This is a genomic window from Ensifer sp. YR511 (assembly GCF_900103045.1).
Lineage (GTDB): Bacteria > Pseudomonadota > Alphaproteobacteria > Rhizobiales > Rhizobiaceae > Ensifer > Ensifer adhaerens.
Genome location: NZ_FNGR01000007.1, coordinates 214,549 through 236,431, shown reverse-complemented (window position 1 = coordinate 236,431; position 21,883 = coordinate 214,549). Strand labels below are relative to the sequence as shown.

Sequence of the window (21,883 nt, the reverse complement as noted above, 5' to 3'; positions counted from 1 at the left end):
AGCCCTGAGCGGGCACTCCGCCCAGGGCTTGCAGATTTCCATGACGAGCGAGGATGGCATGACAGCCGCCACGGGCCTGATCGACCGGCGCAGTTTCCTGAGGATGGCGGGCGCGGCCTGGGTGGCGAGCCTCGCGCCTGAGCGAGCCTTCGCCCTGACCAGGGCCGACGCCGTCTTTGCCTCGGCCTTCATGGCGCCGGACGGCAGCTATGGCGTCGCGACGCTCACGGAAGCGGGCGAGATCATCGACCGCACGGCGCTGCCGGCCCGTGCACACGGCATGGCCTATTCGCCCGTCAGCCGCCGCACCGTCGCCTTTGCCCGCAGGCCCGGCACCTATGCGATGATCCTTGCAACCGACGGCACGGCCGAGCCGATCGTGATCACCGCTGCCGACGGCCGGCATTTCTACGGGCATGGCTGCTTCTCGGCAGACGGCAAGCTGCTCTACGCCACCGAGAACGACTTTGCCGCCAATCGCGGCATGGTCGGCATCTATGACGGCAGCGACAACTTCACCCGCATCGGCGAATTCCCGACCTATGGCATCGGCCCACACGACATGACGCTGAGCGCCGACGGGAAACTGCTGGCGATTGCAAATGGCGGCATCGAGACCCATCCGGATTTTGGCCGCACCAAGCTCAATCTCGACCATATGGAGCCGAGCCTGACGCTGGTCGATACGCGAACCGGCGCGCTCGTACAGAAGCACGGTCTGCCGGATGATCTCAGCCGCCTGTCGACCCGGCATGTCGATATCGGTCCGAAGGGCGAGATCTGGTTCGCCTGCCAGTATGAGGGTGCGCGCAGCGACCTGCCGCCGCTCGTCGGCTCGTTTTCCCAGGGCGAAGACCTGAAGTTCCTGTCTCTGCCCGAGCGCACGACGGAAGCGCTGGCGAACTATGTCGGCGCCATCGCCGTCAACCGGAACGAGGGGCTGATCGGACTGACTTCGCCGAAGGGCGGCGTGGCGGTGATGCTCGATGCACGAACCGGTACCGTGCTGAAGGAAGAGCGCGTCGCCGATGCGGCGGGGGTCGCCAGAGCCGACCACGGCTTTGCCGTTTCCTCCTATGACGGCCACTTCAAGGCTAACAAGAGCCGAGTGGCCTGGGACCAGCACATCGTGCGGTTGGCTTAGGCCTAAGACGATCTCAGGCCGAAAAACGGCCGTCGCCGGAGAGTTTTGCCAGATCGTTCCAACGATAGGCGGTCTGGTCGTGGTTTTCGCCGCCGAGGCTCACCTGGCCCTGGCCAACGGCAATGGCGCCGAGATGCTCATAGAAGCCCCGATTCGGGTTGCTGGAAAGCACCCAGGCAAAGAGCGACTTGCCGCCAAGCTCCCGGCAGTGACCGGCGACGCTGCGCACCAGTGCCGAGCCGATGCCCGCGCCCTGGAACTCTTTCAGGATGTAAAGCGCATAGAGCTCGCGGTCGAACCGCGGCGGCATCGAGCGCGCCTTGCCGTAATTGGCAAAGCCGATCACCTTGTTCGTGCTCACGTCAACCGCAACCAGATGGAAGACGTCGGCGATGCGCATGCGTCTTGCGTGGCGCAACGCCTGTTCCTCGATGCTCATGGCGTCGAGAAAGGCATCGGAAATCAGCCCGCGGAAGGTCGATCGCCAGGTTTCGACGATAACGGAGGCGATCATCATGATGTCATCCGGGCCGGCCGGCCGGATGTCGATACGTCGGAAGGTCTTCATGGCAGCTCATATAGGTGGTGCATGATGGCTTCAAAACGGCGGCCCCGCTGGAAAGACGGAAAGTCTGTTCTATCTGGCGAGATCATGAACAGAACCATCGTATACGTAGTCTTCATCGCCGCCGTTCTCGGCCTCGGCCTTCTCATCGGCACCAACAACATCCCCGGCGAATGGTACCGGTCGCTGGCAAAGCCAGCCTTCAATCCACCGGACTGGATCTTCGCGCCGGTCTGGTCGATCCTCTACGTGATGATCGGCGTTGTCGGCGCCCGCATGTTTCTCGATCATCGGCGCAGCGCCGCCATGCGCCTGTGGCTGGCGCAGATGATCCTCAACTTCCTCTGGTCGCCACTGTTCTTTGGCATGCAGGATATAGCGTCGGCGCTGATCGTGATCATCGCGCTCGTGATCGCGGTTGCCGGCTTCGTCGTCGCAAGTTGGCAACGGGATCGCATTTCGGCCCTGCTGTTCCTTCCCTATCTCGCCTGGGTTGCGTTTGCGACGGCGCTCAACAGCGCGATTTTGCTCATGAATTGAACTTGTCCGACCTTCACGACCGTGCCACTGTCCCGCGGTCATAATGATGCCGCCCGACACAAAGGCCCATGGACTGATGGACGACCGTGATCCCCCCGATTTCCGAAAGCGCATTCGCGAGAGCTTCGCGCGGCAGGCGGCGATGCGCACGATCGGCGCCGAACTGACACTTGTCGAGCAAGGCACGGTCGAAATCGAGCTGCCCTTCGACGACAAGCTGACGCAGCAGCACGGCTTCCTGCATGCCGGCGTGATCTCCGCGGCGCTGGATTCAGCCGGCACCTATGCGGCCTATTCGGTGATCGACCCGGATGCCTCGATCCTGACGATCGAGTTCAAGGTCAACCTGCTTTCGCCCGGGCGCGGCGAACGCTTCCTCTTCCGCGGCGAGGTGACAAAGCCCGGATCGACGATCATCGTTTCCGACGGTCGCGGCTATGCGATCCGCTCCGACGGACCGGCAAAGCTGATCGCCTCGATGACCGGAACGATGATGGTTGTGCGCGGACGCGAAGGGATCGAAGGATGAGTTTTGCCGTCAAGGACGTTGCCGGACACAAGGTGCTCTACGTCATGGCCGTGGATGCCGAGTACGGTCCGCACCTGAAAGGCCGGATCAAGCCGCTGATGACCGGCGTCGGGCCGGTCGAGGCGGCCGTCGTGTTGACGCGCACGCTTGCCGAACTCGCCGCCGAGCGGGCCCTGCCCGATCTCGTCGTTTCGCTCGGCTCGGCGGGTGCCGCCACGCTCGAACAGACCGAAGTTTACCAGGCGGTTTCCGTCGGCTACCGCGACATGGATGCCTCGCCGCTCGGCTTCGAGAAGGGCGCAACGCCGTTTCTCGACCTTCCGGCCGTGGTGCCGCTGCCGCTGCGCATCCCCGGCGTTCCGGAAGCGCGGCTTTCGACCGGCGCCAACATCGTCTCGGGCGCTGCCTACGAGACGATCGACGCCGACATGGTCGAGATGGAGACCTTCGCGGTGCTGCGCGCCTGCCAGTCCTTCGGCATTCCTTTGATTGCGCTTCGCGGCATTTCCGACGGCAAGGCCGAACTGAAGCACGTCAACGACTGGACGGAGTATCTTCACGTCATCGACGAGAAGCTTGCAAGCGTGATCGACCGGTTGGAGAATGCGGTTTCGAGCGGCGTGATCCCGCTCTAGACCCCGATGGCTTCGGGTCTGGTCGACCCAAGGCCATAAACGTGATCGATGCTCACAGGTCAGAACGGGATGCGGGCGGAAAACCGCACGCACTTTTCCTCATCCCGCTCCAAAACCCCGGAATTGTCCGGGTGCAATAGAATCGTTGCGTCGATGGCGGGCTTTCATTAAAGGCTCGCCATGATCAAGCTTGTTTGAAGGCACCCAATGACCCAGACAGCCCATCCCGACACCGTTCTCATCGTCGACTTCGGCAGCCAGGTGACGCAGCTCATCGCCCGGCGCGTGCGCGAATCCGGTGTCTATTGCGAAATCGTGCCGTTCCAGTCGGCCGAAGAAGGTTTTCAGCGGCTGAAGCCGAAGGCCGTCATCCTTTCCGGCAGCCCTGCCTCGACGCTCGATATCGGCTCGCCGCGTGCGCCCTCGGTGATCTTCGATTCCGGCCTGCCGGTGTTCGGCATCTGCTATGGCCAGCAAACCATTTGCGCCCAGCTCGGCGGCAAGGTCGAGAGCGGCCATCACCGTGAATTCGGCCGCGCCTTCCTGGAAGTCGAAAAGGAATGCGCTCTGTTCGACGGTCTCTGGTCCCTCGGCTCGCGCCACCAGGTCTGGATGTCGCACGGTGACCGCGTCACCGCGATCCCCGAAGGCTTCGAGGTCGTCGCGACCTCCGCCAACGCCCCCTTCGCCTTCATCGCCGACGAGAAGCGCAAGTACTACGCCGTGCAGTTCCATCCGGAAGTCGTGCACACGCCCGATGGCGCCAAGCTGATTTCCAACTTCGTGCACAAGATCGCCGGCATCAAGGGCGACTGGTCGATGTCGGCTTATCGCGCCAAGGCGGTCGAGGCGATCCGCCGCCAAGTCGGTGACAAGAAGGTGATCTGCGCGCTCTCGGGCGGCGTCGACAGCTCGGTTGCGGCACTGCTGATCCACGAAGCCGTTGGCGACCAGCTCACCTGCATCCTCGTCGACCACGGCCTCATGCGCAAGGACGAGGCAAAGAACGTCGTTGCGATGTTCGAGGAGCACTACAACCTGCACCTCCTGCACGTCGACGCTTCCGACCGGTTCATCGGCGAGCTGGAAGGCCAGAGCGATCCGGAAACCAAGCGCAAGATCATCGGCCGCCTGTTCATCGAGGTGTTCGAGGAAGAGGCAAAGAAGCTCGGCGGTGCGGACTTCCTCGCCCAAGGGACGCTCTATCCCGACGTGATCGAAAGCGTCTCGTTTACCGGCGGCCCGTCGGTGACCATCAAGTCGCACCACAATGTCGGCGGCCTGCCGGAGCGCATGAACATGCAGCTCGTCGAGCCGCTGCGCGAACTCTTCAAGGACGAAGTGCGCGTGCTCGGCCGCGAACTCGGCTTGCCCGACAGCTTCATCGGCCGCCACCCCTTCCCGGGTCCGGGCCTTGCCATCCGTTGCCCGGGCGGCATCACCCGCGAGAAGCTCGAGATCCTGCGCGAAGCGGATGCGATCTATCTCGACGAAATCCGCAAGGCCGGCCTCTATGACGCCATCTGGCAGGCTTTCGCTGTGCTTCTGCCGGTGCAGACCGTCGGCGTCATGGGCGATGGCCGCACCTACGAGTTCGTCTGTGCACTTCGCGCCGTCACCTCGGTCGACGGCATGACGGCGGACTTCTACCACTACGACATGGAATTCCTCGGCCGCGCGGCGACGCGTATCATCAACGAGGTCCGCGGCATCAACCGCGTCGTCTACGACGTCACCTCGAAGCCGCCGGGCACGATCGAGTGGGAATAAACGCGCGGACGCATCTGCTGCGTCGGTGATAAAAAATGTTAAAGGGCGTGCTTCGGCGCGCCCTTTTTGCTTCCCGGCACAGTCGCGGCCCGGGTGCAGCGCTACTTCACCGCGTCGCGCATGCCATCGCGGAGTTTCCGCACCCGCTCGTTCAAATCGATCATTTCCGGCACCGTGAAGCCGGAGTTTTCCAGAAGCGCATCGGTCAGGCAGCCGGTCTTCACGTGGAGGCCGCGCCCTTTCGCGGTGAGGTGGACCTCGACCTGCCGCTCGTCGGTGACGCTGCGATGCCGCCCCAGGAAGCCGGCAGCTTCGAGCCGCTTCACAGCCGGCGTGATCGTGCTCGATTCCAGACCCAGCCGATCGGCAATCGCCGAGATCGTCAACCCATCCCTCTCCCAAAGCGTGCTCAGGACGAGATACTGCGTGTAGGTCACACCGAGCGCATCGAGCATCGGCTTGTAGACGCGGTTGATGGCGATCGACGCCGAGTAGATCGAAAAACAGAGCTGGCTGTCGAGCGGCAGCGTTGTCGGTTCGTCAGGCATTCCAACCTCCTTGTGGCGCTTTGCGGCTTCTTCCGCGAAAATAGATATCGCGATAATTAATATCTTTACAAGAAACCGGAGTCGCCGTATACGATGGTTATCGCGATAATGAATGTCGCGAAAACAACTCAACGAAGGAGACCCGAAATGCTCAAGTCCCTCATCACCGCCGCCGCTTTCGCCCTCTCCGCAAGCGCGCTGACGCCGGCCCAGGCCGCCCCCGCCACCAAGAATGTCGTGCTCGTTCACGGCGCCTTTGCCGACGGCTCCGGCTGGCAGGGCGTCTACAACATCCTGAAGAAGGACGGCTATAACGTCACCATCGTGCAGAACCCGACCCTGACGCTTGCCGGCGATGTCGCGGCCACCAAGCGTGCGATCGCCGCTCAGGACGGCCCGATCGTGCTCGTCGGCCACTCCTATGGCGGTGTGGTCGTTTCGGAAGCCGGCACCGATGAGAAGGTGAAGTCTGTCGTCTACATCGCCGCCTTCGCGCCGGATAAGGGCGAGTCCGTTTCCTCGCTCATCGCCAACCCGCCGGCCGGCGCGCCCGTTCCGCCGATCCTGCCGCCGGTCGATGGTTTCCTCTCGCTCGACAAGGAAAAGTTCGCCGCCGCCTTCGCGGCCGATGTCGATCCTGAGATTGCCGCCTTCATGGCCGACTCCCAGGTCCCGTGGGGCGTCGAAGCGGCAGCCGGCGCCGTCACCGCTCCGGCCTGGAAGGAGAAGCCGAGCTTCTATCTGGTCGCGACCGACGACCACATGATCCCGCCGGCCGCCCAGCGCCAGATGGCAAAACGCGCTGGCTCCACCGTGGTCGAAACATCCGGCAGCCACGCCATCTACGTCTCGAAGCCGGAAGCGGTCGCCAAGCTGATCGAGCAGGCAGCGCAGGCGAGCGAATAAGCGATATCAACCGGCAACGAAGGCAAAAGGGCGAAGCGCGACGCGTCGCCCTTTTGCTTGTCCCGAAGACAATCCGGAAGATCCTGGTGGACGCCATTGCCGGCCCTGTTGCCGCCAGATCTTTGGTTAGAATTTCTGACCGCCCCATGCTCGATCGGCACCTCGATCGAACGGATCGCCCTTTCTATCTTCTGTCTCACCGGCGCTCAGGCCCAACGCCCGAGCCGGACTCAAACAGAAACGCACCTTTCGAAAGGGCATATCCATGGAAAATGTTCACGGAAAAGTCGTGGCCGTGACCGGCGCAAGCAGCGGCATCGGCGAAGCCGCTGCGAAGCTGCTGGCGGCTGCCGGAGCCAAGGTCGTGATTGGCGCACGCCGGTCCGACCGGCTGGAACGCATCGCCGGCGAAATCGCCGGCGCCGGCGGCGAGGTCCGCTTTCGCGTGCTCGACGTTACCGACCGCGGCGACGTCGCCGCCTTCGCCCGCTTTGCCCAGGCCGAATTCGGCCGCCTCGATGTCATCGTCAACAATGCCGGCGTGATGCCGCTGTCGCCGCTGGCAGCGCTCAAGGTCGACGAGTGGGACCGCATGGTCGACGTGAACATCAAGGGTGTGCTCTATGGTATCGCCGCGGCCCTGCCGATCATGAGCGCGCAAGGGGACGGGCAGATCATCAACATCTCCTCGATCGGCGGCCATTCCGTGTCGCCGACGGCCGCCGTCTATTGCGCCACCAAGTTCGCCGTCCGGGCGATCTCGGACGGCCTGAGGCAGGAGACCGACCGCATCCGCGTTACCGTCATCTCGCCCGGAACGACGACCTCCGAACTCGCCGATACGATCAGCGATTTGACCGCACGAGAAACCATGAAGGAATGGCGGGCCGTCTGCATCAGTCCTGACGCCATCGCGTCGTCGATCGCCTACGCCATCGGACAGCCCGACGATGTCGACGTCAGCGAGATCATCGTGCGCCCGACGGCGAGCCCGCATTGAGGCCATGTGCTCCGGGGATCAAAGCGACTGAAGGCACGCCTCGAGCGTGCCTTTTCGTTCTGCAGCAGCATTCAAATCAATAGCGTTGACTAATCAATTAGTATTCGCTATTTATTTATCCATGATGATCGAAACCGCTCCCATCACCGCCGTCATGCGCGCCCTTGCCGATCCGACCAGGCGCGCCGTGTTCGAGCGCATCGCCAATGCCGACGAGATCACCGTCGTTGAACTGACGCGCGGCAGCGGCGTGACGCAGGGCGCGATTTCGCAGCACCTCAAGTCGCTGAAACAGGCGGGTCTCGTCGCCGAGCGTCCGGAGGGCCGCAACGTCTATTACCGCGCCGAGCCCGAGGGCCTGGCGCCGCTCGTCGACTGGATGAGCCACTACGGTACCTTCTGGCGTGACCGCTTCGCCAATCTGCGCACCCTTCTCAAGGAGATCGATCCATGACCGACGCAGCAGCCTTGAAACTCGAGACCCAGGATATCGTCGTCGACGAGGTCTTTCCGCATACGCCCGAGACGATCTGGAGGACGCTGACCAACGGCGAATTGATGGGCCGATGGATCATGCCGCCGACCGGCTTCCAACCGGTGGAAGGCACCCATTTCACCTTCCGGACGACGCCCGCCGGCGCATGGGACGGGACCATCCGTTGCCAGGTGCTGGAGGTGCGCCCGCATGAGCGTTTCGTCTACTCCTGGAAAGGTGGCGACGAAGGCAACAGCGGCTATGGCTCGCGTCTCGATACGGTCGTCACCTGGACGCTGACGAAGGTCGACAACGGCACCCGCCTCCGGCTCGTTCATTCCGGCTTCGTCACGCCGAAGAACGACAGCGCCTATGCCAACATGAGCAATGGCTGGCCGAAGGTCCTGTCGCGACTCGGCACCATTACCGACGAACAGCATTGAAGCCCAGGCCGGGTCGCCATAGCGATCCGCCCCCCCCCCGAAACAGGCAAAGTGATTGGGCGGCGTCGCCCTCGCAGCCACGCGCAAGGCTTTGCCGTGCCCGAGACTGGAGCGAATGTATGAGCAAGTCCTATATCGGCGGATGCGCCTGCGGTGCGATCCGCTACGAGATCTCAGGAGAACCGGTCTTCTCCAACGACTGCCAGTGCCGTGATTGCCAGCACGAAAGCGGGACCGGGCACGGATCGCATATGACGTTCCGCCGCGAGGGCGTGAAGCTCGAAGGTCAGGCCTCGCATTGGGACATGGTCGCCGACAGCGGCCATTTGAAGACGCGCGGCTTCTGCCCCAGCTGCGGCTCTCCGGTCTACATGACCTTCTCAGCCATGCCGGAGTTCTTCAGCGTTCGCGCTGCAAGCCTCGACGATCCCAGCCGTTACAGACCGCAAGCGGTGACCTACGCCGTGCGCGGCCTTGCCTGGGACCGTCTCGATCCGAATTTGCAGAAATTTGGCCGGATGCCGACGGAGTAGCGAAGCAACAGCCTCAGCCAACGGGTGAAGTCTTCCATTCCCCGCCGGATGTCCTTGGCATTGTCAGCCGGCATCCCCTTCTCCGGTCGAGACCACATGTCGTGGCGCGCGACCCGGGCGGCGGAGGGCACCATGTCGTCGAACCAATTCGCATTCGATCTCGGCTGTCCCCAGCCAGCGCCGGCAATCGACATCCTCTACTTCGCGCTGCTTCCGGACGAGCCGGCTGCCACGAAGGCACTGGCGATTGCCGAAAGGGATTTCGCCGACCAGATGGCGGATGGCTTCATCTATCGGCCCGATCGCCTGCACGTCTCTGTCGACAAGCGCTGGCAGGGCCGCGGCTTGCCCGACTTCGCGGTTGCGGATGCGCTGCGGCAGGGTGACCGCGTCGACGTGCCAGCGGTCGAGATCCGCCTCGACAGGTTGGTCAGCAACGGCAATGGCCGCGACCGGCCGCGCGCCCTGACGACGCGCGACGCCGCGCCGGGCTTCAGCGCGCTGGTCCGGCAGATCGAGGCGCTCAAACGCCCGCTCATGGCAATCCCCCATATGACGCTCTACCGGAACGATCGGGTCGCGCCGGATCTCCGCGTTTCCGAACCGGTCTCCTGGGTGGCGCGCGAACTCGTTCTGATCCATGCCCGCAAGGGGGCGGGCTCTACGAAGATCCTCGCCCGCTGGCCGCTATTGCCGTCGCGCTGAAGTCCAGGCGGAAGGTAGCCGCACACCTTGGTGATGTGCCAGTCCGGCTCCGACGGTGACCCCGCCCTTACGCGGGCGGAATGAAGGGTTGGCTGATCGTCTGGAACACCGGAAGCGCTTCAAGCATGTCCGCATGCGCCTGCAGACGCGGATAGCGTCCCATCGCGACCAGATCGCGATGCACCTCCTTGAGGAAGCGCAACACAGCCGCAACGGCGATATCCACATGGCCGATGCGCTCGCCGAACCAGTAGGCGCCCGTGCTTTGCGCGCGGCTCGTTTCGAGCACTTGAAGCGTCTCTTCGATCTGGCGGCGGCAGCGGTCGACCCAGAGTGCCGAGACCGCCCCGTGCAACCGCTTCTCGTAGAACAGGCTGACGGCCTTGTCGCCGAGGCCCGTGGCGAGCGTCGCGATTCTCAGCGCCCGGTGGCGCGCCGGTTCCGTTCGCGGGAACAGGACCCGTTCGTCGGAAACGAGACTGTCGAGATAATCGAGAATGATATGGCTGTCGGTAAGCACCGTCCCATCGTCCAGAACCAGCGTCGGCACGCGCGTCAGCGGATTGTAGGCCCGAAGCTCGTCGGCATTGCCGAAGGACGACCAGGGACGATGTTCGAACGGGATGTCGTAAAGGCTGAGCGCGATGCCCACGCGTCGCACGAAGGGGGAGTCATATTGGCCGATCAGGATCATCTTGCTGTCTCCCACCTGTGCTGGATGCTTCACGGAACAATAGGCCTGCCGATCATGTCAAAGCCAGAGCGACGTCGGCGCAACCCGAAACCGCACCCTAGTTCTTAGCGACTTGCGGAGCGCCTTGGGAATGCCGATAAGCGCGACCAACGAACGATACGGGAGGAGCCCATGGACGTTTCCGAAATCATCATCGCCGGCGATACGCCCGGTATCGAATGGCGCCTACCGGTTTTCCGTTTCAAGGGCAGAACGGCCGCTGCACCGAAGACCTACATCCAGGCGGCGCTGCACGCCAACGAACTGCCGGGCACCGCACTTGCCCATTTCCTGCTGCAGCGGCTGCAGCAGGCGGAGAAAGACGGCGCCATCCTCGGCGACATCACCGTCGTGCCCCAGGCAAATCCGATCGGCACCGCGCAGTCGCATTTCGGCGAGTTGCAGGGCCGCTTCGACCTCGGCTCACGCACGAACTTCAACCGTGATTTTCCGCTGATCACGCTTGGCGACCGTGACCGGCTGATCGACGATCTCGACCGCTACTCGGCGACGGATCGGCTGAAACGGCAGCTGCTGCATATGGCGCTCGGCGCCGACCTGATGCTCGATCTTCATTGCGACGACGAGGCGCTGCAATACGCCTATATCGACGACGCCTTCTGGCCGGAAGCGGGCGACCTCGCCTCGGCGCTCGATATGGAGGCGGTCTTCCTTTCGGACGGCGAAAGCTCCGCCTTCGAGGAGGCTGTCGCCTATGCCTGGAAATACGAAACCGGGCAGAAGAAGACACGCCTGCCGGGACGCCTCTCGGTGACGGTCGAGCTTCGCGGCACGCGCGACGTTTATCCGGAGCTTGCTCGCAAGGATGCCGAAGGGGTCTTCCGCTTCCTCGTCGCCCGCGGCGTCATTACCGGTGACGAAGAAACGATTGCACCCTTCGCTGGCATCATCGCACCGCTCGACAACATCGAGATGATCAGGGCCCCTGAGGCCGGCGCCATCCTGTTCCACCGGGATATCGGCGAGAGCGTGAAGGCAGGCGATCTGCTCGCAACGATCCTTACGCGCCCCGGCCAGGCGGACGGCGCCCTCGAGGTGCGCGCGCCGCAGGACGGGCTGATCGTCACCCGCGTCTCGACCCGCCTTGCACGCCGGCGCTCGGACTTGATGAAGATCGCCTGCGCTGCGCCGTCGAGCGCCGGGCGCAAACCCGGGTCGCTTGAAGCCTAGGGCCTGGGATTGAATGTTCAAGCGGCCGTCACGCCCCCGTGGCGGCCGTCATCTTTGGGCTGTCGAGCAGAATGGTCGAGCGCAACGTCTTGATCTCGGCGATCTGCTCGAATTCACTCCAGAGCAGGCGTTTGTAATCCGCGACGTCGCGCACCGCGATCTTCAGAAGAAAATCGAAATCGCCGGCGACCGTGTGGCATTCCACCACCTCCGGCATGCGCGACACCAGCTCGATGAAGCGCTGGCCGACCTTGCTTGCGGTGCGCTCCAGCGTCACCTCGACGAAGGCCTGGAAGCCGATGCCGGCTGCCTTCGGATCGACGACCACCGTCTGGCGGATGACGCCGGCCGCATAGAGCCGGGCAAGGCGGCGCGACAGCGGCGCCGGCGAGAGCCCGACTCTCGCCGCAAGCGCGTTGTTGCTGAGCGATGCATCCTCCACCAGAAGACGGATAATCCGCCGGTCGATCTGATCCAGTTCCACCGCCATCTTCTCAACCATCATCGCCCCCAACGCTTCGATTTCGGCTTCAGGGAATATGCCGCAGCACGCAAATCAGCAAATGAATTGCAGAATTTTGCGCAAATAGCACGCTGTCGATATTGTCTCCGTGGCAAATATCGCATCGATTTTGCGCTTGCGCTGACTTAAGAAGAAAGCCGCAGGGCAGCCGGAGGAACGGCGGCCGGCAGGCTTTCTCGACCGATAACGCATCGCTGCCACTCAAGGGGGAATTTCCGGCATGTTCGACGCTCTGATCCGCCAACCCGATGATCCGTTGCTGGCCCTGATCGGGCTTTACCGCAAGGACGAGCGCCCCGGAAAGGTCGATCTCGGCGTCGGCGTCTACCGCGACGAAACCGGCCACACCCCGATCTTTCGCGCCGTCAAGGCAGCGGAGAAGCGCCTGCTCGAAACGCAGGACAGCAAGTCCTATGTCGGCCCCGAGGGCGATCTCGTCTTCATCGATCATCTCTGGACGCTGGTCGGTGGCGATACCATCGATCGCAGCCATATCGCCGGCGTGCAGACGCCGGGCGGTTCCGGCGCTCTCCGGCTCGCGGCCGACCTCATCCACCAGATGGGCGGCAAGCGCATCTGGATCGGGCTGCCGAGCTGGCCAAACCATGCCAGCATCTTCAAGACCGCTGGCCTTGAGCCCGCCGGTTACCCGTTCTTCGACGTGCCGACGCAGAGCGTGCTCTTCGACAACATGATAACGGCGCTCCAGAGCGCTGCTGCCGGCGACGCCGTGCTGCTGCATGCGAGCTGCCACAACCCGACGGGCGGCGTCATCACGCAAACGCAGTGGATGGAGCTTGCCGCCGTCATCGCCGAGCGCGGCCTGCTGCCGCTCGTCGACCTTGCCTACCAGGGTTTCGGCCGCGGTCTCGACGAGGATGTCGCCGGTCTCCGCCACCTGATCGGCGTCGTTCCGGAAGCGCTGGTTGCCGTTTCCTGCTCCAAGTCCTTCGGGCTCTATCGCGAGCGCGCCGGCGCGATCTTCGCGGTGACGGCCTCCTCGTCTTCGGCCGATACGGTCCGCTCCAACCTCGCCGGCCTTGCCCGCACCAGCTACTCGATGCCGCCGGATCACGGTGCTGCAATCGTGCGGATAATCCTTTCCGACGCCGAGCTCAAGCGTGACTGGCAAGCAGAACTCGAAACCATGCGGCTGCGCATCACCAACATCCGCCGCGCGCTCGCCGAAGGCTTGCGCGATCGCTGGCAGGCGCTCGGCGCCGTCGCCAGCCAGGAAGGCATGTTCTCGCTGCTTCCGCTTGCCGAGGCCGACGTCATGCGGCTTCGGAACGAGCACGGCATCTACATGCCCGGTTCCGGCCGCATCAACATTGCCGGCCTGAAGACGGCGGAAGTCGACGGCGTCATCGCCAACTTCAAGAACCTCTGAGGACCATGATGGCCGAGCACAGCATCGACGCGACAGAAACCCCGACTGAACGCCATCGCCTCTACGAGGATGCGCTGGCGATCCTGACGGGCACGCTGATCATGTCGCTCGGCATCATCATCTACAGCAAGGCGATGCTGCTCACGGGCAGCACGTCGGGCCTGGCACTGCTTCTGCAATATGCGACCGGCGCCGAGTTCTGGCTGGTCTTTTCGCTCGTCAACCTGCCCTTCTACGTCCTGGCGGTCAAACGGCTCGGCTGGATGTTTGCGCTGCGCACCTTCATCGCCGTCAGCCTCGTCTCGCTGTTTTCTCGGCTGACGGCCGGCTGGGTGGAGATCGCCCGGCTTGACCCGATCTACGCGGCGGTTGTCGGCGGCGGGCTGATGGGCATGGGCCTGTTGATCCTCTTTCGCCATCGCACCGGGCTTGGCGGCATCAACATCGTCGCGATCTATCTCCAGGAAAGGTTCGGCATCCGTGCCGGCTATTTCCAGCTGGCGGTCGATCTCACCATTCTGGCTGCCGCCTTCTTCGTGTTGCCGCCATCGAACCTGGTGCTCTCGGTGATCGGGGCCGCTGTCGTCAACATGACGCTGGCGATCAATCACAAGCCGGGACGCTACGCCGGCGTGACCTGACGCAAGGTCTCGGTCTTCCCTCCCGCGCATCGGGCGGCTATCACTCCTGCCACGCTTTGAAATTGCGCGATTCCCAGCGGCGCGGCCGTTCGGAATTGCTCGCTGCGGCTGGAGCATGGGAATGACGGTTACGATTTACGGCATCAAGAACTGCGACACGATGAAGAAGGCCCGCACCTGGCTCGACGGCCGGGGCATCGCCTATCGCTTCCACGACTATAAGGCCGAGGCCATCGACCGCCCGCATCTCGAGCGCTGGTGCAAGGAGGCCGGATGGGAAACGGTGCTGAACCGCGCCGGCACGACTTTCCGCAAGCTCGACGAGGCCGACAGGCAGGGCCTCGACGAACAGAAGGCGATTGCGCTGATGCTCGCCCAACCCTCGATGATCAAGCGTCCGGTGCTCGAAGCGGACGGCAATCTGCTGATCGGCTTCAAGCCGGACCTCTACGAGGCCGTACTCGCCAAAGCCTGACCCCCATTTGGAGCGACGACGATGTCGAAGACCACGCGCGCCACGCAGATGCTTTCGAAGGCCGGTGTCACCTTCAGCGTGCATGCCTATGACTATGATCCCAATGCGGAGCGCGTCGGCCTGCAGGCAGCCGAGGCGCTCGGCGAGGATCCGAGCCGGGTGCTGAAGACGCTGATGGCTGAAGTCGACGGCAAGCCGGTCTGCTGCGTCGTTCCCTCGGATCGTGAGGTCAGCATGAAGAAGCTCGCCGCCGCCTTCGGCGGCAAGTCGGCGGCGATGATGAAGCCGGCGGATGCCGAGCGGCTGACCGGTTACCATGTCGGCGGCATCAGCCCGTTCGGCCAGAAAAAACATGTGCCGACGGCAATCGAGGAGGCCGCACTTGCCGAAGTGCAGGTCTACATCAATGGCGGACAGCGCGGTCTGCAGGTGCGGCTTGCACCCCGCGACGCCCAAACCGCGCTAAAGGCGATCGCGGCACCGCTCATCGCCTGAGGCACTGCCATCAAAATATCACAGATGCCTTATACGAGCCGCTGATGCGGGGACGAAATGTGCAATTTTTGCATGCACGCCCGCCTTGGAACGGCGTCGGGTCTCTCACATGGCATTTGCAAGATTTCCCAGCGCGAAGCGTCTTCTGAAGCGCCTCGCCGTCGGCACGGCTGCGCTCGTCGCGGCCCTAGTCATCTACCTCGTCGGTCTTCAGTGGACCGGCAATTTCCATACGCTCGTGGCCGGTGAGGTCTACCGTTCGGCACAGCCGACGCCGGAGGCGATCGCCGCCTATTCCAAGGCCTACGGCATCCGCACCATTCTCAACCTGCGCGGCGAAAAGCCGGACGAGCGCTGGTATCGCGAAGAGGTTGCCGCCGCCGAGCGCAACGGTATCCGGCTCATCAACTTCCCCATGTCCGCTTCGGCCGAGATCGACCGCAAGGAAACCGACGCGCTGATGGCGATCCTCAGGGACGCGCCAAAGCCGCTTCTGATCCACTGCAAGGCCGGCGCCGACCGCACCGGCCTCGTCTCGACGATCTACCTGCAGCAGATCGCAGGGGTCGACGAGGAAACGGCCGAGTGGCAGCTTTCGCCGCTCTATGGACACGTGGCCATTCCCTATCTCTCCGGCACCTTCGCCATGGACGAGACCTGGGAAGCGCTGGAGAAGTCGTTCGGGCTGAGCAGCTAGGCGACGACGGCGTCCCAGATTGACGCTCGTTCCGGCGGGGCCCCTCATCCGGCCTGCCGGCCACCTTCTCCCCACAAGCGGGGCGAAGGAGACGCATGGCACCCGTTCGTCTCAGCAACGACGACCTCCCTCTCCTGTGACGGCTCCGGTCGGCGGCGCTACGAACAGCACGCCAGCACGCCCCCTCTCCCCACCTGCGGGGTAACTTGCCTGGAAGGCGCTACCCGATCGTTCGCCGGTACCCTGTTTGAGAACTGACGTGCTCTACCTGAGCTTCGCCAGCAGCCCCGTGAGCTGCCGCGCCTCCGCTTCTGTCAGCCGGGCGCCGACATGGGCCTCTATCGAAGGCCCATAAGTCTGCCACATGCGCGCGCGCAGCGCCCTTCCGGCCTCGGTGACGACAACCCATTGGCCGCGACCGTCGGCGTCGAAGGCTTCGCGACGGACCAACCCCTCTTTGACCAGGCGATCGATCAGGCGGGACAAGTTATACTGCGCGAGCAAGGTGCGCGCCTCGATCTCGAAGGGCCGCAGCCGGCCGTCTTCGGCCTGAACCAGTTCCCACAACACGTCGTACCAGCCAAGCGGTGGCAGGCTGGCCCCCTTGAAATCGGCCTCGATCCGAGCAAGCACGCATTCCCGTGCGCGCATCAGCCCGATCCAGGCCGCGGTCGTTTCGGGGCCAGGGCCCTTCTCGTCGATTTTCGTCTCTTTGCTCATAGATGCAATTACATCCATCTTGAAAGTCGAAGCAAGCCCACATACATGCATATGCATCTACTTTACCTCAACCGGGAGATTGCCATGCTTACCCTCGTCAGCCACCATCTCTGCCCCTATGTGCAGCGTGCCTCGATCGCGCTCGACGAAAAAGGCGTTCGCTTCGAGCTGACCTATATCGACCTCAAGGCCAAGCCCGACTGGTTCCTGAAAATCTCCCCGCTCGGCAAGGTGCCGCTGTTGCAGGTGCCGCAGCAGAGCGGCGAAACGGTACTGTTTGAAAGCTCCGTCATCGCCGAATATGTCGAGGAAAGCCAAGCCGGCCCGAAGCTTCACCCCGAAGATGCGCTGGAGCGCGCCCGTCATCGCGGCTGGATGGAATTCGGCTCGTCGATCCTTTCGGATCTCTGGGGCTTCGAGACTGCTCAGGACCGGGAAACCTACGAACAGAAACGCCAGGCGGTGGCCGGCAAACTTGCGACCATGGAAGCGGCACTTGGCGAAGGTCCCTACTTTGCCGGTACACAATTTTCGCTCGTCGATGCGGTCTTCGCACCGATCTTCCGTTACTTCGATCTCTTCGACACGCTTGCAGATCACGGCATTTTCGACGGACTCGATCGTGTCGGCGCCTGGCGCAAGGCGCTCGCCGAGCGGCCGAGCGTCAAGGCGGCCGTGACGCCGGATTACGGTGAGCGGCTGATGACCTTCCTCAGGGAGCACGACGCCTATCTGCTGCGCGCCGGACAGGCATAGCGAAGAGCGCGTGATCACGCCGTCCTTCAGTTTGGCGCGCGCCTGCTCTATGACAGGGCGCAAGCCATGCTGGAGGAGCGCCTTGTGACCGACATGATCTCGACCCTTACGGTTCTTGAGCCCTATCCCGGCGTCTATGCCTACTATGACGGGCGTGTTGCCGGAGTGCGGCTCTATTCGCAGGCGGCGAACTGGCTCGATGACGGCGCCTACGAACTCGGCGTCGCCTCCTATGCCATCGTCGACGGCGCGCAAGCGCTGGTCTACGACACGCATATCTCGCTCGATCACGCCCGGGCGATCCGCAACCATCTCGAAAGCCTTGGCGTCACCGCGATCCGCGTCGTGCTCAGCCATTGGCATAAGGACCATGTGGCCGGAAATGCGGTCTTTGCCGATTGCGAGATCATCGCCCTCAAGCTGACGGCAGCGAAACTTGAAGAAAACCGCGAGAAGATCGAAACGGCGACGCCGCCGATCCAGCCCCTCGTGATGCCGAACCGCCTGTTCGACGAGACGCTTGCACTGACCGTCGGCGCACGCCGGGTCGAACTGCATCACTTCGCCATCCATAGCGCCGATGGCAACGTGATCTGGCTGACCGAGGAGAAGTTGCTGCTGGCGGGCGATACGCTTGAGGATACGACGACCTTCATCAGCGAGGCTGAGCAGACGGCGACGCACATCGCGGAACTCAAGCGCCTGCGGCAATGGCAGATTGCTCGGATTCTACCCGCCCATGGCGACCGCGAACGCATCGCCAGCGGCGGCTACGGACCGAAACTGATCGATGCCAATCGCGGCTATCTCGAGCGGCTGACCCGCGCGATCGCGACCGGTTCTGCCATCGGCACACTCAAGGAATTCGCCGCCGAGGATATCGCCTCCGGCGCGATCCTCTATTTCGCGCCTTATGAGGCTGTGCACAGGAGCAATGTCGAGCGGGTGCGTGCGGCCCTCGGCGCGCGCTGATTGCACGAAACCTCCCGGGCTCAGCCTTCATTTTCGCCGCAAAGCGCTCTAAGTCTTCTTCTTCCGATTTCAGAAAGACAGGTAGATCATGACCTTTCCCGCCAATACGCCCGATCCGATCGACCCGGTGAAACTCGACAAGCTCGCGGAAGTCGCGATCCAGGTCGGCCTGCAGCTTCAGCGCGGTCAGGACCTTGTCATGACTGCGCCGGTCGCGGCGATGCCGCTTGTTCGCCTGATCACCAAGCACGCCTACAAGGCCGGTGCCGGCCTCGTGACGACGCTCTATTCGGACGAGGACACGACGCTTTCGCGTTATGCCTATGCACCGGACGAGAGCTTCGACCGGGCAAGCGACTGGCTGTTCAAGGGCATGGCCGAAGCTTTCGCCGGTGGTGCAGCGCGGCTTGCGATCTCCGGCGACAACCCGATGATGCTTTCGGCGCAGGATCCGGCCAAGGTGGCGCGGGCCAACAAGGCAAATTCCATTGCCTATAAGCCGGCGCTCGAAAAGATCTCGAACTTCGACATCAACTGGAACATCGTTTCCTACCCGAACCCGTCCTGGGCGAAGCTCGTCTTCCCGAACGACCCGGAAGAGGTTGCCGTCGAGAAGCTCGCCAACGCCATCTTCGCCGCCTCGCGCGTCGATGTCGCCGATCCGGTGGCCGCCTGGAAGGAGCACAACGCCAACCTCGCCCGGCGCTCGGCCTGGCTGAACGGCGAGCGCTTTGCCGCGTTGCACTTTACCGGCCCGGGCACCGATCTGACCGTCGGGCTTGCCGATGGCCATCTCTGGTGCGGCGGCGCATCGGAGGCCAAGAACGGCGTCACCTGCAACCCGAACATCCCGACCGAGGAAGTGTTCACGACGCCGCATGCGCTGCGCGTCGAAGGCCATGTCTCCTCGACCAAGCCGCTGTCGCACCAGGGCACGCTGATCGACAACATCCAGGTGCGTTTCGAGGGCGGCCGGATCGTCGAAGCCAAGGCATCGCGCGGCGAGGAAGTACTGAACAAGGTGCTAGACACCGACGAGGGCGCGCGCCGGCTCGGCGAAGTGGCTCTGGTGCCGCATTCCTCGCCGATCTCGGCAAGCGGCATCCTGTTCTACAACACGCTGTTTGATGAAAACGCCTCGTGCCACATCGCGCTCGGCCAGTGCTATTCCGGCTGTTTCGTCGACGACACCAAGCTGACGCCGGAACAGATCCGCGCCCAGGGCGGCAATTCCAGCCTGATCCACATCGACTGGATGATCGGTTCGGGCCAGGTCGACATCGACGGCGTGCGCGCCGATGGTAGCCGCGTTCCGGTCATGCGAAAGGGTGAATGGGCCTGATCACGGCCCCTCCCCGGTCTCGTCCGACCTGAAAGGCTTGTGGCCGCCACAACACATGCGGCGGCCTTTTCTATTGGGGAAACTGCCCCTTCAGCCGTTGGCAGCCCGCTTCAGACGCGGCATCTCCGCCGATTGGTAGAGGGACAGCACGTGGCCATCGGGATCGGCGAATTCTGCCGACCAGCCGCCGGGCGCATGGCTCACCGGCGTGACGATGGTGGTTCCCTTTTCAGCGAGGCCCGCGACCACATCGTCGATGCCGCCCTCGGCGAGATCGAACACGACGATCGGTGTGTTGCCCGGCTTGCTCTCCACGACGAAGAAGATCAACTCGACCTCGTCTTCTATCTTCGCCATCAGCCAGGAACCGGCTTCGTCGTCCTCCATGCGCTGGACGTTGAGACCCAGAACATCACGGTAGAAGGCTTCCGTGCGGGTGAGATCCGAGACGAAGTAGCAGATGGCCCCGATACGTGGTTTCGACAACATTGGTTGCTTCCCTTGTGTTTGTTACGCCGGCTTGTTGCCGCCGGTTGCCGTTTCGTGAGACACGCGCGGCGAAAAATTGATCGCGAAGAGATGGCCGTCCGGATCGTGGCTGGCAAAGGCGGCGCGGCCGCCGCGGGTGACCGGCAGCAGGGCCTGACGAATACGGCCGCTTTCGAGCGGATAGCGAAGTCCGGTCAGCTCCAGATTGGTCTCGACATGGCCGGCATCGCGCCAGGCCCGGCGCAGCATCAGGATGCGCTGGCGCAGCGCTTCATCGGAAATGCCGAGGAGATGACGGATTTCGAGGCGATTGTGGCCGCCGATCGCCAGCAGCATCACGATCCTGAGGCTCGGGGAAAGCGTGACGGCGAAGGCCAGCGGATCGCCAGAGCGCCGCTCTTCCACTTCGGGAACGTCCGCTTGGAGCTCCCGGCGCAAACGGCGAGCAGCGGTGCGCGCCTGCATCGCTGCGAGCTTGCGGAGAACACCGCAGAACCAGGCGCGATCGCCGCCGGTTGGAAAACGCCCTGCCTTGAGCGCGACGATCAGCGCCTCATGCAGCAAATCCTCCGCTTCGGCCGCACGGCGGCTTTGCCGCCTCGCGAAACGGAGGAGATCGGAATAGAGCGCTGGCGTCAGATGCTCGGTCATCAGGGCGTGCGCTTCTTTGAGGATTGACGTTGCCGGCAATGTGAAGCGCATGCGCTGTGGTTGCAAGCCCTGCTTTCAGGCGCGCGCCGGTCGCACCTTCGGGGCGAGTTGCGCGCGCTGGCTGAGCCAGACGCTGGCGAAGACGACGAGGATGCCGAGCGCCTGCACCGGCGTCAGTTGCTCGCCGAGCACGCCCCAGCCGAGCAGGATGGCAACGACCGGGCTCAGGAAACCGAGCGGCGAGACGGCAGAAGGTTCGAGGCGCGACAGGCCGCGGAACCAGAGCAGATAGGTGAAGGCGGCGCCGATCAGGCCGAGATAGGCGAGACCGAAGACGTTGGCGGTGGTCAGCGACGGCAGCGACGGCTCGAAGAACAGCGCCACCGGCACGAGCATGAGGCCACCGGCCGCCAATTGCCAGGCAGTGAAGGTGAGCGGCGGAACCGGCGGCGCCCAGTGGCGGCTCAGCACCGTGCCGAAGGCCATGGAGACGGCTCCGGCGAGACCAGCGAGCACCCCGAGCGGATCGAGCGCGGCGCCCGGCGTCAACACCAGCAGGGCGACGCCGGCAATGCCCGCAAGGCCGGCAACCACGCTGAGCAGGCGGATCGGCGAGCCCAGGAAGACGCGCGACAACAGGATGACGATCAGCGGCTGAACGGCACCGACGGTTGCGGCGACGCCGCCTGGCAGCCTGTAAGCGGAAACGAACAGCATGGCCCAGAAGAAGGAGAAGTTGAGCGCGCCGAGCACGAAGGTCCGCGGCCACCAGATACCGTCCGGCAGGCGCCGCACAATCAGGAGCAGGAGCAACCCCGCCGGCAGGGCCCGCAGCATGGCAACCGTCAACGGATAGCCATACGGCAGGAACTCTGTGGTGACGAGATAGGTGCTGCCCCAGATGGCCGGTGCCAGCGCGGTCAAGGCAAGGTCGACGGTGCGGTTCGAAGTCATATCTTTACCTCAAGAATCTCTATATCAAGATAAAATGACGATAACGCGGTTTATCTCTAAG

General features: G+C 63.6%; 29 protein-coding genes. 20 read left to right on the top strand and 9 right to left on the bottom strand.

Annotation, left to right across the window (positions count from 1 at the left end; all coding sequences use genetic code 11):
- The first annotated feature begins 40 nt into the window (after positions 1-40).
- Complete coding sequence (locus BLU15_RS15750; RefSeq protein WP_244546754.1) at positions 41-1,144, top strand: DUF1513 domain-containing protein; 1,104 nt, start codon at positions 41-43, stop codon at positions 1,142-1,144.
- A 13-nt stretch (positions 1,145-1,157) separates the two neighbouring features.
- On the opposite strand, the gene BLU15_RS15745 is transcribed toward BLU15_RS15750, so the two are convergent.
- Positions 1,158-1,712 (bottom strand): GNAT family N-acetyltransferase, encoded by a 555-nt coding sequence (locus BLU15_RS15745; RefSeq protein ID WP_034804517.1) that lies wholly within the window; start codon positions 1,710-1,712, stop codon positions 1,158-1,160.
- 84 nt (positions 1,713-1,796) lie between these two features.
- Here BLU15_RS15745 and BLU15_RS15740 point away from each other — a divergent pair, with 84 nt between their 5' ends.
- The 4 genes from BLU15_RS15740 (at position 1,797) to guaA (ending at position 5,183) form a co-directional block, all read left to right on the top strand.
- Positions 1,797-2,249: a TspO/MBR family protein gene (locus BLU15_RS15740; RefSeq protein WP_060580618.1), complete on the top strand. Its 453-nt coding sequence runs from the start codon at positions 1,797-1,799 to the stop codon at positions 2,247-2,249.
- Between the two features lie 76 nt (positions 2,250-2,325).
- Entirely contained in the window at positions 2,326-2,778 is a 453-nt protein-coding gene (locus tag BLU15_RS15735; protein ID WP_034805179.1) for a PaaI family thioesterase, read from the top strand.
- Positions 2,775-3,413, top strand: coding sequence for a 5'-methylthioadenosine/S-adenosylhomocysteine nucleosidase (locus tag BLU15_RS15730; protein ID WP_090296310.1), 639 nt, complete (start codon positions 2,775-2,777; stop codon positions 3,411-3,413). The genes BLU15_RS15735 and BLU15_RS15730 overlap by 4 nt, the downstream gene beginning before the upstream one ends.
- A gap of 207 nt (positions 3,414-3,620) precedes the next feature.
- The gene (gene guaA, locus BLU15_RS15725) at positions 3,621-5,183 is read left to right on the top strand and encodes a glutamine-hydrolyzing GMP synthase (protein ID WP_034804526.1); all 1,563 of its coding nucleotides are present in this window, start codon (positions 3,621-3,623) and stop codon (positions 5,181-5,183) included.
- 101 nt (positions 5,184-5,284) lie between these two features.
- On the opposite strand, the gene BLU15_RS15720 is transcribed toward guaA, so the two are convergent.
- A complete protein-coding gene (locus BLU15_RS15720) occupies positions 5,285-5,731 on the bottom strand; it encodes a MarR family winged helix-turn-helix transcriptional regulator (RefSeq protein WP_034804530.1) in 447 nt (148 codons plus the stop codon).
- Positions 5,732-5,878: 147 nt separating this feature from the next.
- On the opposite strand from BLU15_RS15720, the gene BLU15_RS15715 reads away from it, so the two are divergent.
- The 6 genes from BLU15_RS15715 (at position 5,879) to BLU15_RS15690 (ending at position 9,793) form a co-directional block, all read left to right on the top strand.
- The gene (locus tag BLU15_RS15715) at positions 5,879-6,637 is read left to right on the top strand and encodes an alpha/beta hydrolase (RefSeq protein ID WP_034804533.1); all 759 of its coding nucleotides are present in this window, start codon (positions 5,879-5,881) and stop codon (positions 6,635-6,637) included.
- Between the two features lie 265 nt (positions 6,638-6,902).
- Positions 6,903-7,637 carry an SDR family oxidoreductase gene (locus BLU15_RS15710; RefSeq protein ID WP_060580615.1) on the top strand — a complete coding sequence of 245 codons (735 nt, stop codon included), beginning with the start codon at positions 6,903-6,905 and terminating at the stop codon, positions 7,635-7,637.
- A gap of 124 nt (positions 7,638-7,761) precedes the next feature.
- Entirely contained in the window at positions 7,762-8,091 is a 330-nt protein-coding gene (locus BLU15_RS15705; protein ID WP_060519878.1) for an ArsR/SmtB family transcription factor, read from the top strand.
- Entirely contained in the window at positions 8,088-8,555 is a 468-nt protein-coding gene (locus BLU15_RS15700; protein ID WP_034804539.1) for an SRPBCC family protein, read from the top strand. Before BLU15_RS15705 ends, BLU15_RS15700 begins: the two co-directional genes overlap by 4 nt.
- A gap of 119 nt (positions 8,556-8,674) precedes the next feature.
- A complete protein-coding gene (locus BLU15_RS15695; RefSeq protein ID WP_090296307.1) occupies positions 8,675-9,088 on the top strand; it encodes a GFA family protein in 414 nt (137 codons plus the stop codon).
- A 132-nt stretch (positions 9,089-9,220) separates the two neighbouring features.
- Complete coding sequence (locus tag BLU15_RS15690; RefSeq protein ID WP_090296304.1) at positions 9,221-9,793, top strand: 2'-5' RNA ligase family protein; 573 nt, start codon at positions 9,221-9,223, stop codon at positions 9,791-9,793.
- A 67-nt stretch (positions 9,794-9,860) separates the two neighbouring features.
- Here the strand turns inward: BLU15_RS15690 and BLU15_RS15685 are convergent, their stop codons facing one another.
- Complete coding sequence (locus tag BLU15_RS15685) at positions 9,861-10,487, bottom strand: glutathione S-transferase family protein (RefSeq protein WP_090296303.1); 627 nt, start codon at positions 10,485-10,487, stop codon at positions 9,861-9,863.
- Positions 10,488-10,658: 171 nt separating this feature from the next.
- Between BLU15_RS15685 and BLU15_RS15680 the strand changes: the two genes are divergently transcribed.
- Positions 10,659-11,717, top strand: a complete 1,059-nt coding sequence (locus BLU15_RS15680; RefSeq protein ID WP_060519636.1) for a M14 family metallopeptidase — start codon at positions 10,659-10,661, stop codon at positions 11,715-11,717.
- A gap of 28 nt (positions 11,718-11,745) precedes the next feature.
- On the opposite strand, the gene BLU15_RS15675 is transcribed toward BLU15_RS15680, so the two are convergent.
- Both BLU15_RS15675 and BLU15_RS38940 read right to left on the bottom strand, forming a co-directional pair.
- Positions 11,746-12,219, bottom strand: coding sequence for an Lrp/AsnC family transcriptional regulator (locus BLU15_RS15675; protein ID WP_089043352.1), 474 nt, complete (start codon positions 12,217-12,219; stop codon positions 11,746-11,748).
- A gap of 28 nt (positions 12,220-12,247) precedes the next feature.
- Positions 12,248-12,445 (bottom strand): hypothetical protein, encoded by a 198-nt coding sequence (locus BLU15_RS38940; RefSeq protein ID WP_143034216.1) that lies wholly within the window; start codon positions 12,443-12,445, stop codon positions 12,248-12,250.
- A gap of 15 nt (positions 12,446-12,460) precedes the next feature.
- Between BLU15_RS38940 and tatA the strand changes: the two genes are divergently transcribed.
- The 5 genes from tatA (at position 12,461) to BLU15_RS15650 (ending at position 15,938) form a co-directional block, all read left to right on the top strand.
- Entirely contained in the window at positions 12,461-13,630 is a 1,170-nt protein-coding gene (gene tatA / locus BLU15_RS15670) for a tyrosine aminotransferase (RefSeq protein ID WP_090296300.1), read from the top strand.
- Positions 13,631-13,638: 8 nt separating this feature from the next.
- A complete protein-coding gene (locus BLU15_RS15665) occupies positions 13,639-14,271 on the top strand; it encodes a YitT family protein (RefSeq protein WP_089043143.1) in 633 nt (210 codons plus the stop codon).
- 121 nt (positions 14,272-14,392) lie between these two features.
- Positions 14,393-14,746, top strand: a complete 354-nt coding sequence (locus tag BLU15_RS15660) for an ArsC family reductase (protein WP_034804565.1) — start codon at positions 14,393-14,395, stop codon at positions 14,744-14,746.
- 21 nt (positions 14,747-14,767) lie between these two features.
- Entirely contained in the window at positions 14,768-15,241 is a 474-nt protein-coding gene (ybaK, locus tag BLU15_RS15655) for a Cys-tRNA(Pro) deacylase (protein ID WP_090296298.1), read from the top strand.
- A gap of 109 nt (positions 15,242-15,350) precedes the next feature.
- The gene (locus BLU15_RS15650) at positions 15,351-15,938 is read left to right on the top strand and encodes a dual specificity protein phosphatase family protein (protein ID WP_060519626.1); all 588 of its coding nucleotides are present in this window, start codon (positions 15,351-15,353) and stop codon (positions 15,936-15,938) included.
- Positions 15,939-16,202: 264 nt separating this feature from the next.
- On the opposite strand, the gene BLU15_RS15645 is transcribed toward BLU15_RS15650, so the two are convergent.
- On the bottom strand, positions 16,203-16,658 hold the full coding sequence (locus BLU15_RS15645) for a MarR family winged helix-turn-helix transcriptional regulator (protein ID WP_244546753.1): 456 nt from the start codon (positions 16,656-16,658) through the stop codon (positions 16,203-16,205).
- A gap of 84 nt (positions 16,659-16,742) precedes the next feature.
- Between BLU15_RS15645 and BLU15_RS15640 the strand changes: the two genes are divergently transcribed.
- The 3 genes from BLU15_RS15640 to BLU15_RS15630 all read left to right on the top strand — a co-directional run bounded on the left by BLU15_RS15640 (position 16,743) and on the right by BLU15_RS15630 (position 19,728).
- Complete coding sequence (locus BLU15_RS15640; protein ID WP_244546752.1) at positions 16,743-17,414, top strand: glutathione S-transferase family protein; 672 nt, start codon at positions 16,743-16,745, stop codon at positions 17,412-17,414.
- A gap of 93 nt (positions 17,415-17,507) precedes the next feature.
- The gene (locus tag BLU15_RS15635; RefSeq protein WP_244546756.1) at positions 17,508-18,386 is read left to right on the top strand and encodes an MBL fold metallo-hydrolase; all 879 of its coding nucleotides are present in this window, start codon (positions 17,508-17,510) and stop codon (positions 18,384-18,386) included.
- An 88-nt stretch (positions 18,387-18,474) separates the two neighbouring features.
- Entirely contained in the window at positions 18,475-19,728 is a 1,254-nt protein-coding gene (locus BLU15_RS15630; protein ID WP_034804607.1) for an aminopeptidase, read from the top strand.
- Positions 19,729-19,818: 90 nt separating this feature from the next.
- Here BLU15_RS15630 and BLU15_RS15625 read toward each other — a convergent pair whose 3' ends face one another.
- From BLU15_RS15625 to BLU15_RS15615, 3 genes are all read right to left on the bottom strand, one after another.
- Positions 19,819-20,217 carry a VOC family protein gene (locus BLU15_RS15625; RefSeq protein ID WP_034804610.1) on the bottom strand — a complete coding sequence of 133 codons (399 nt, stop codon included), beginning with the start codon at positions 20,215-20,217 and terminating at the stop codon, positions 19,819-19,821.
- Positions 20,218-20,238: 21 nt separating this feature from the next.
- The gene (locus BLU15_RS15620) at positions 20,239-20,868 is read right to left on the bottom strand and encodes an RNA polymerase sigma factor (protein WP_090296431.1); all 630 of its coding nucleotides are present in this window, start codon (positions 20,866-20,868) and stop codon (positions 20,239-20,241) included.
- Between the two features lie 75 nt (positions 20,869-20,943).
- On the bottom strand, positions 20,944-21,822 hold the full coding sequence (locus BLU15_RS15615) for an EamA family transporter (protein ID WP_090296291.1): 879 nt from the start codon (positions 21,820-21,822) through the stop codon (positions 20,944-20,946).
- Positions 21,823-21,883 lie beyond the last annotated feature (61 nt).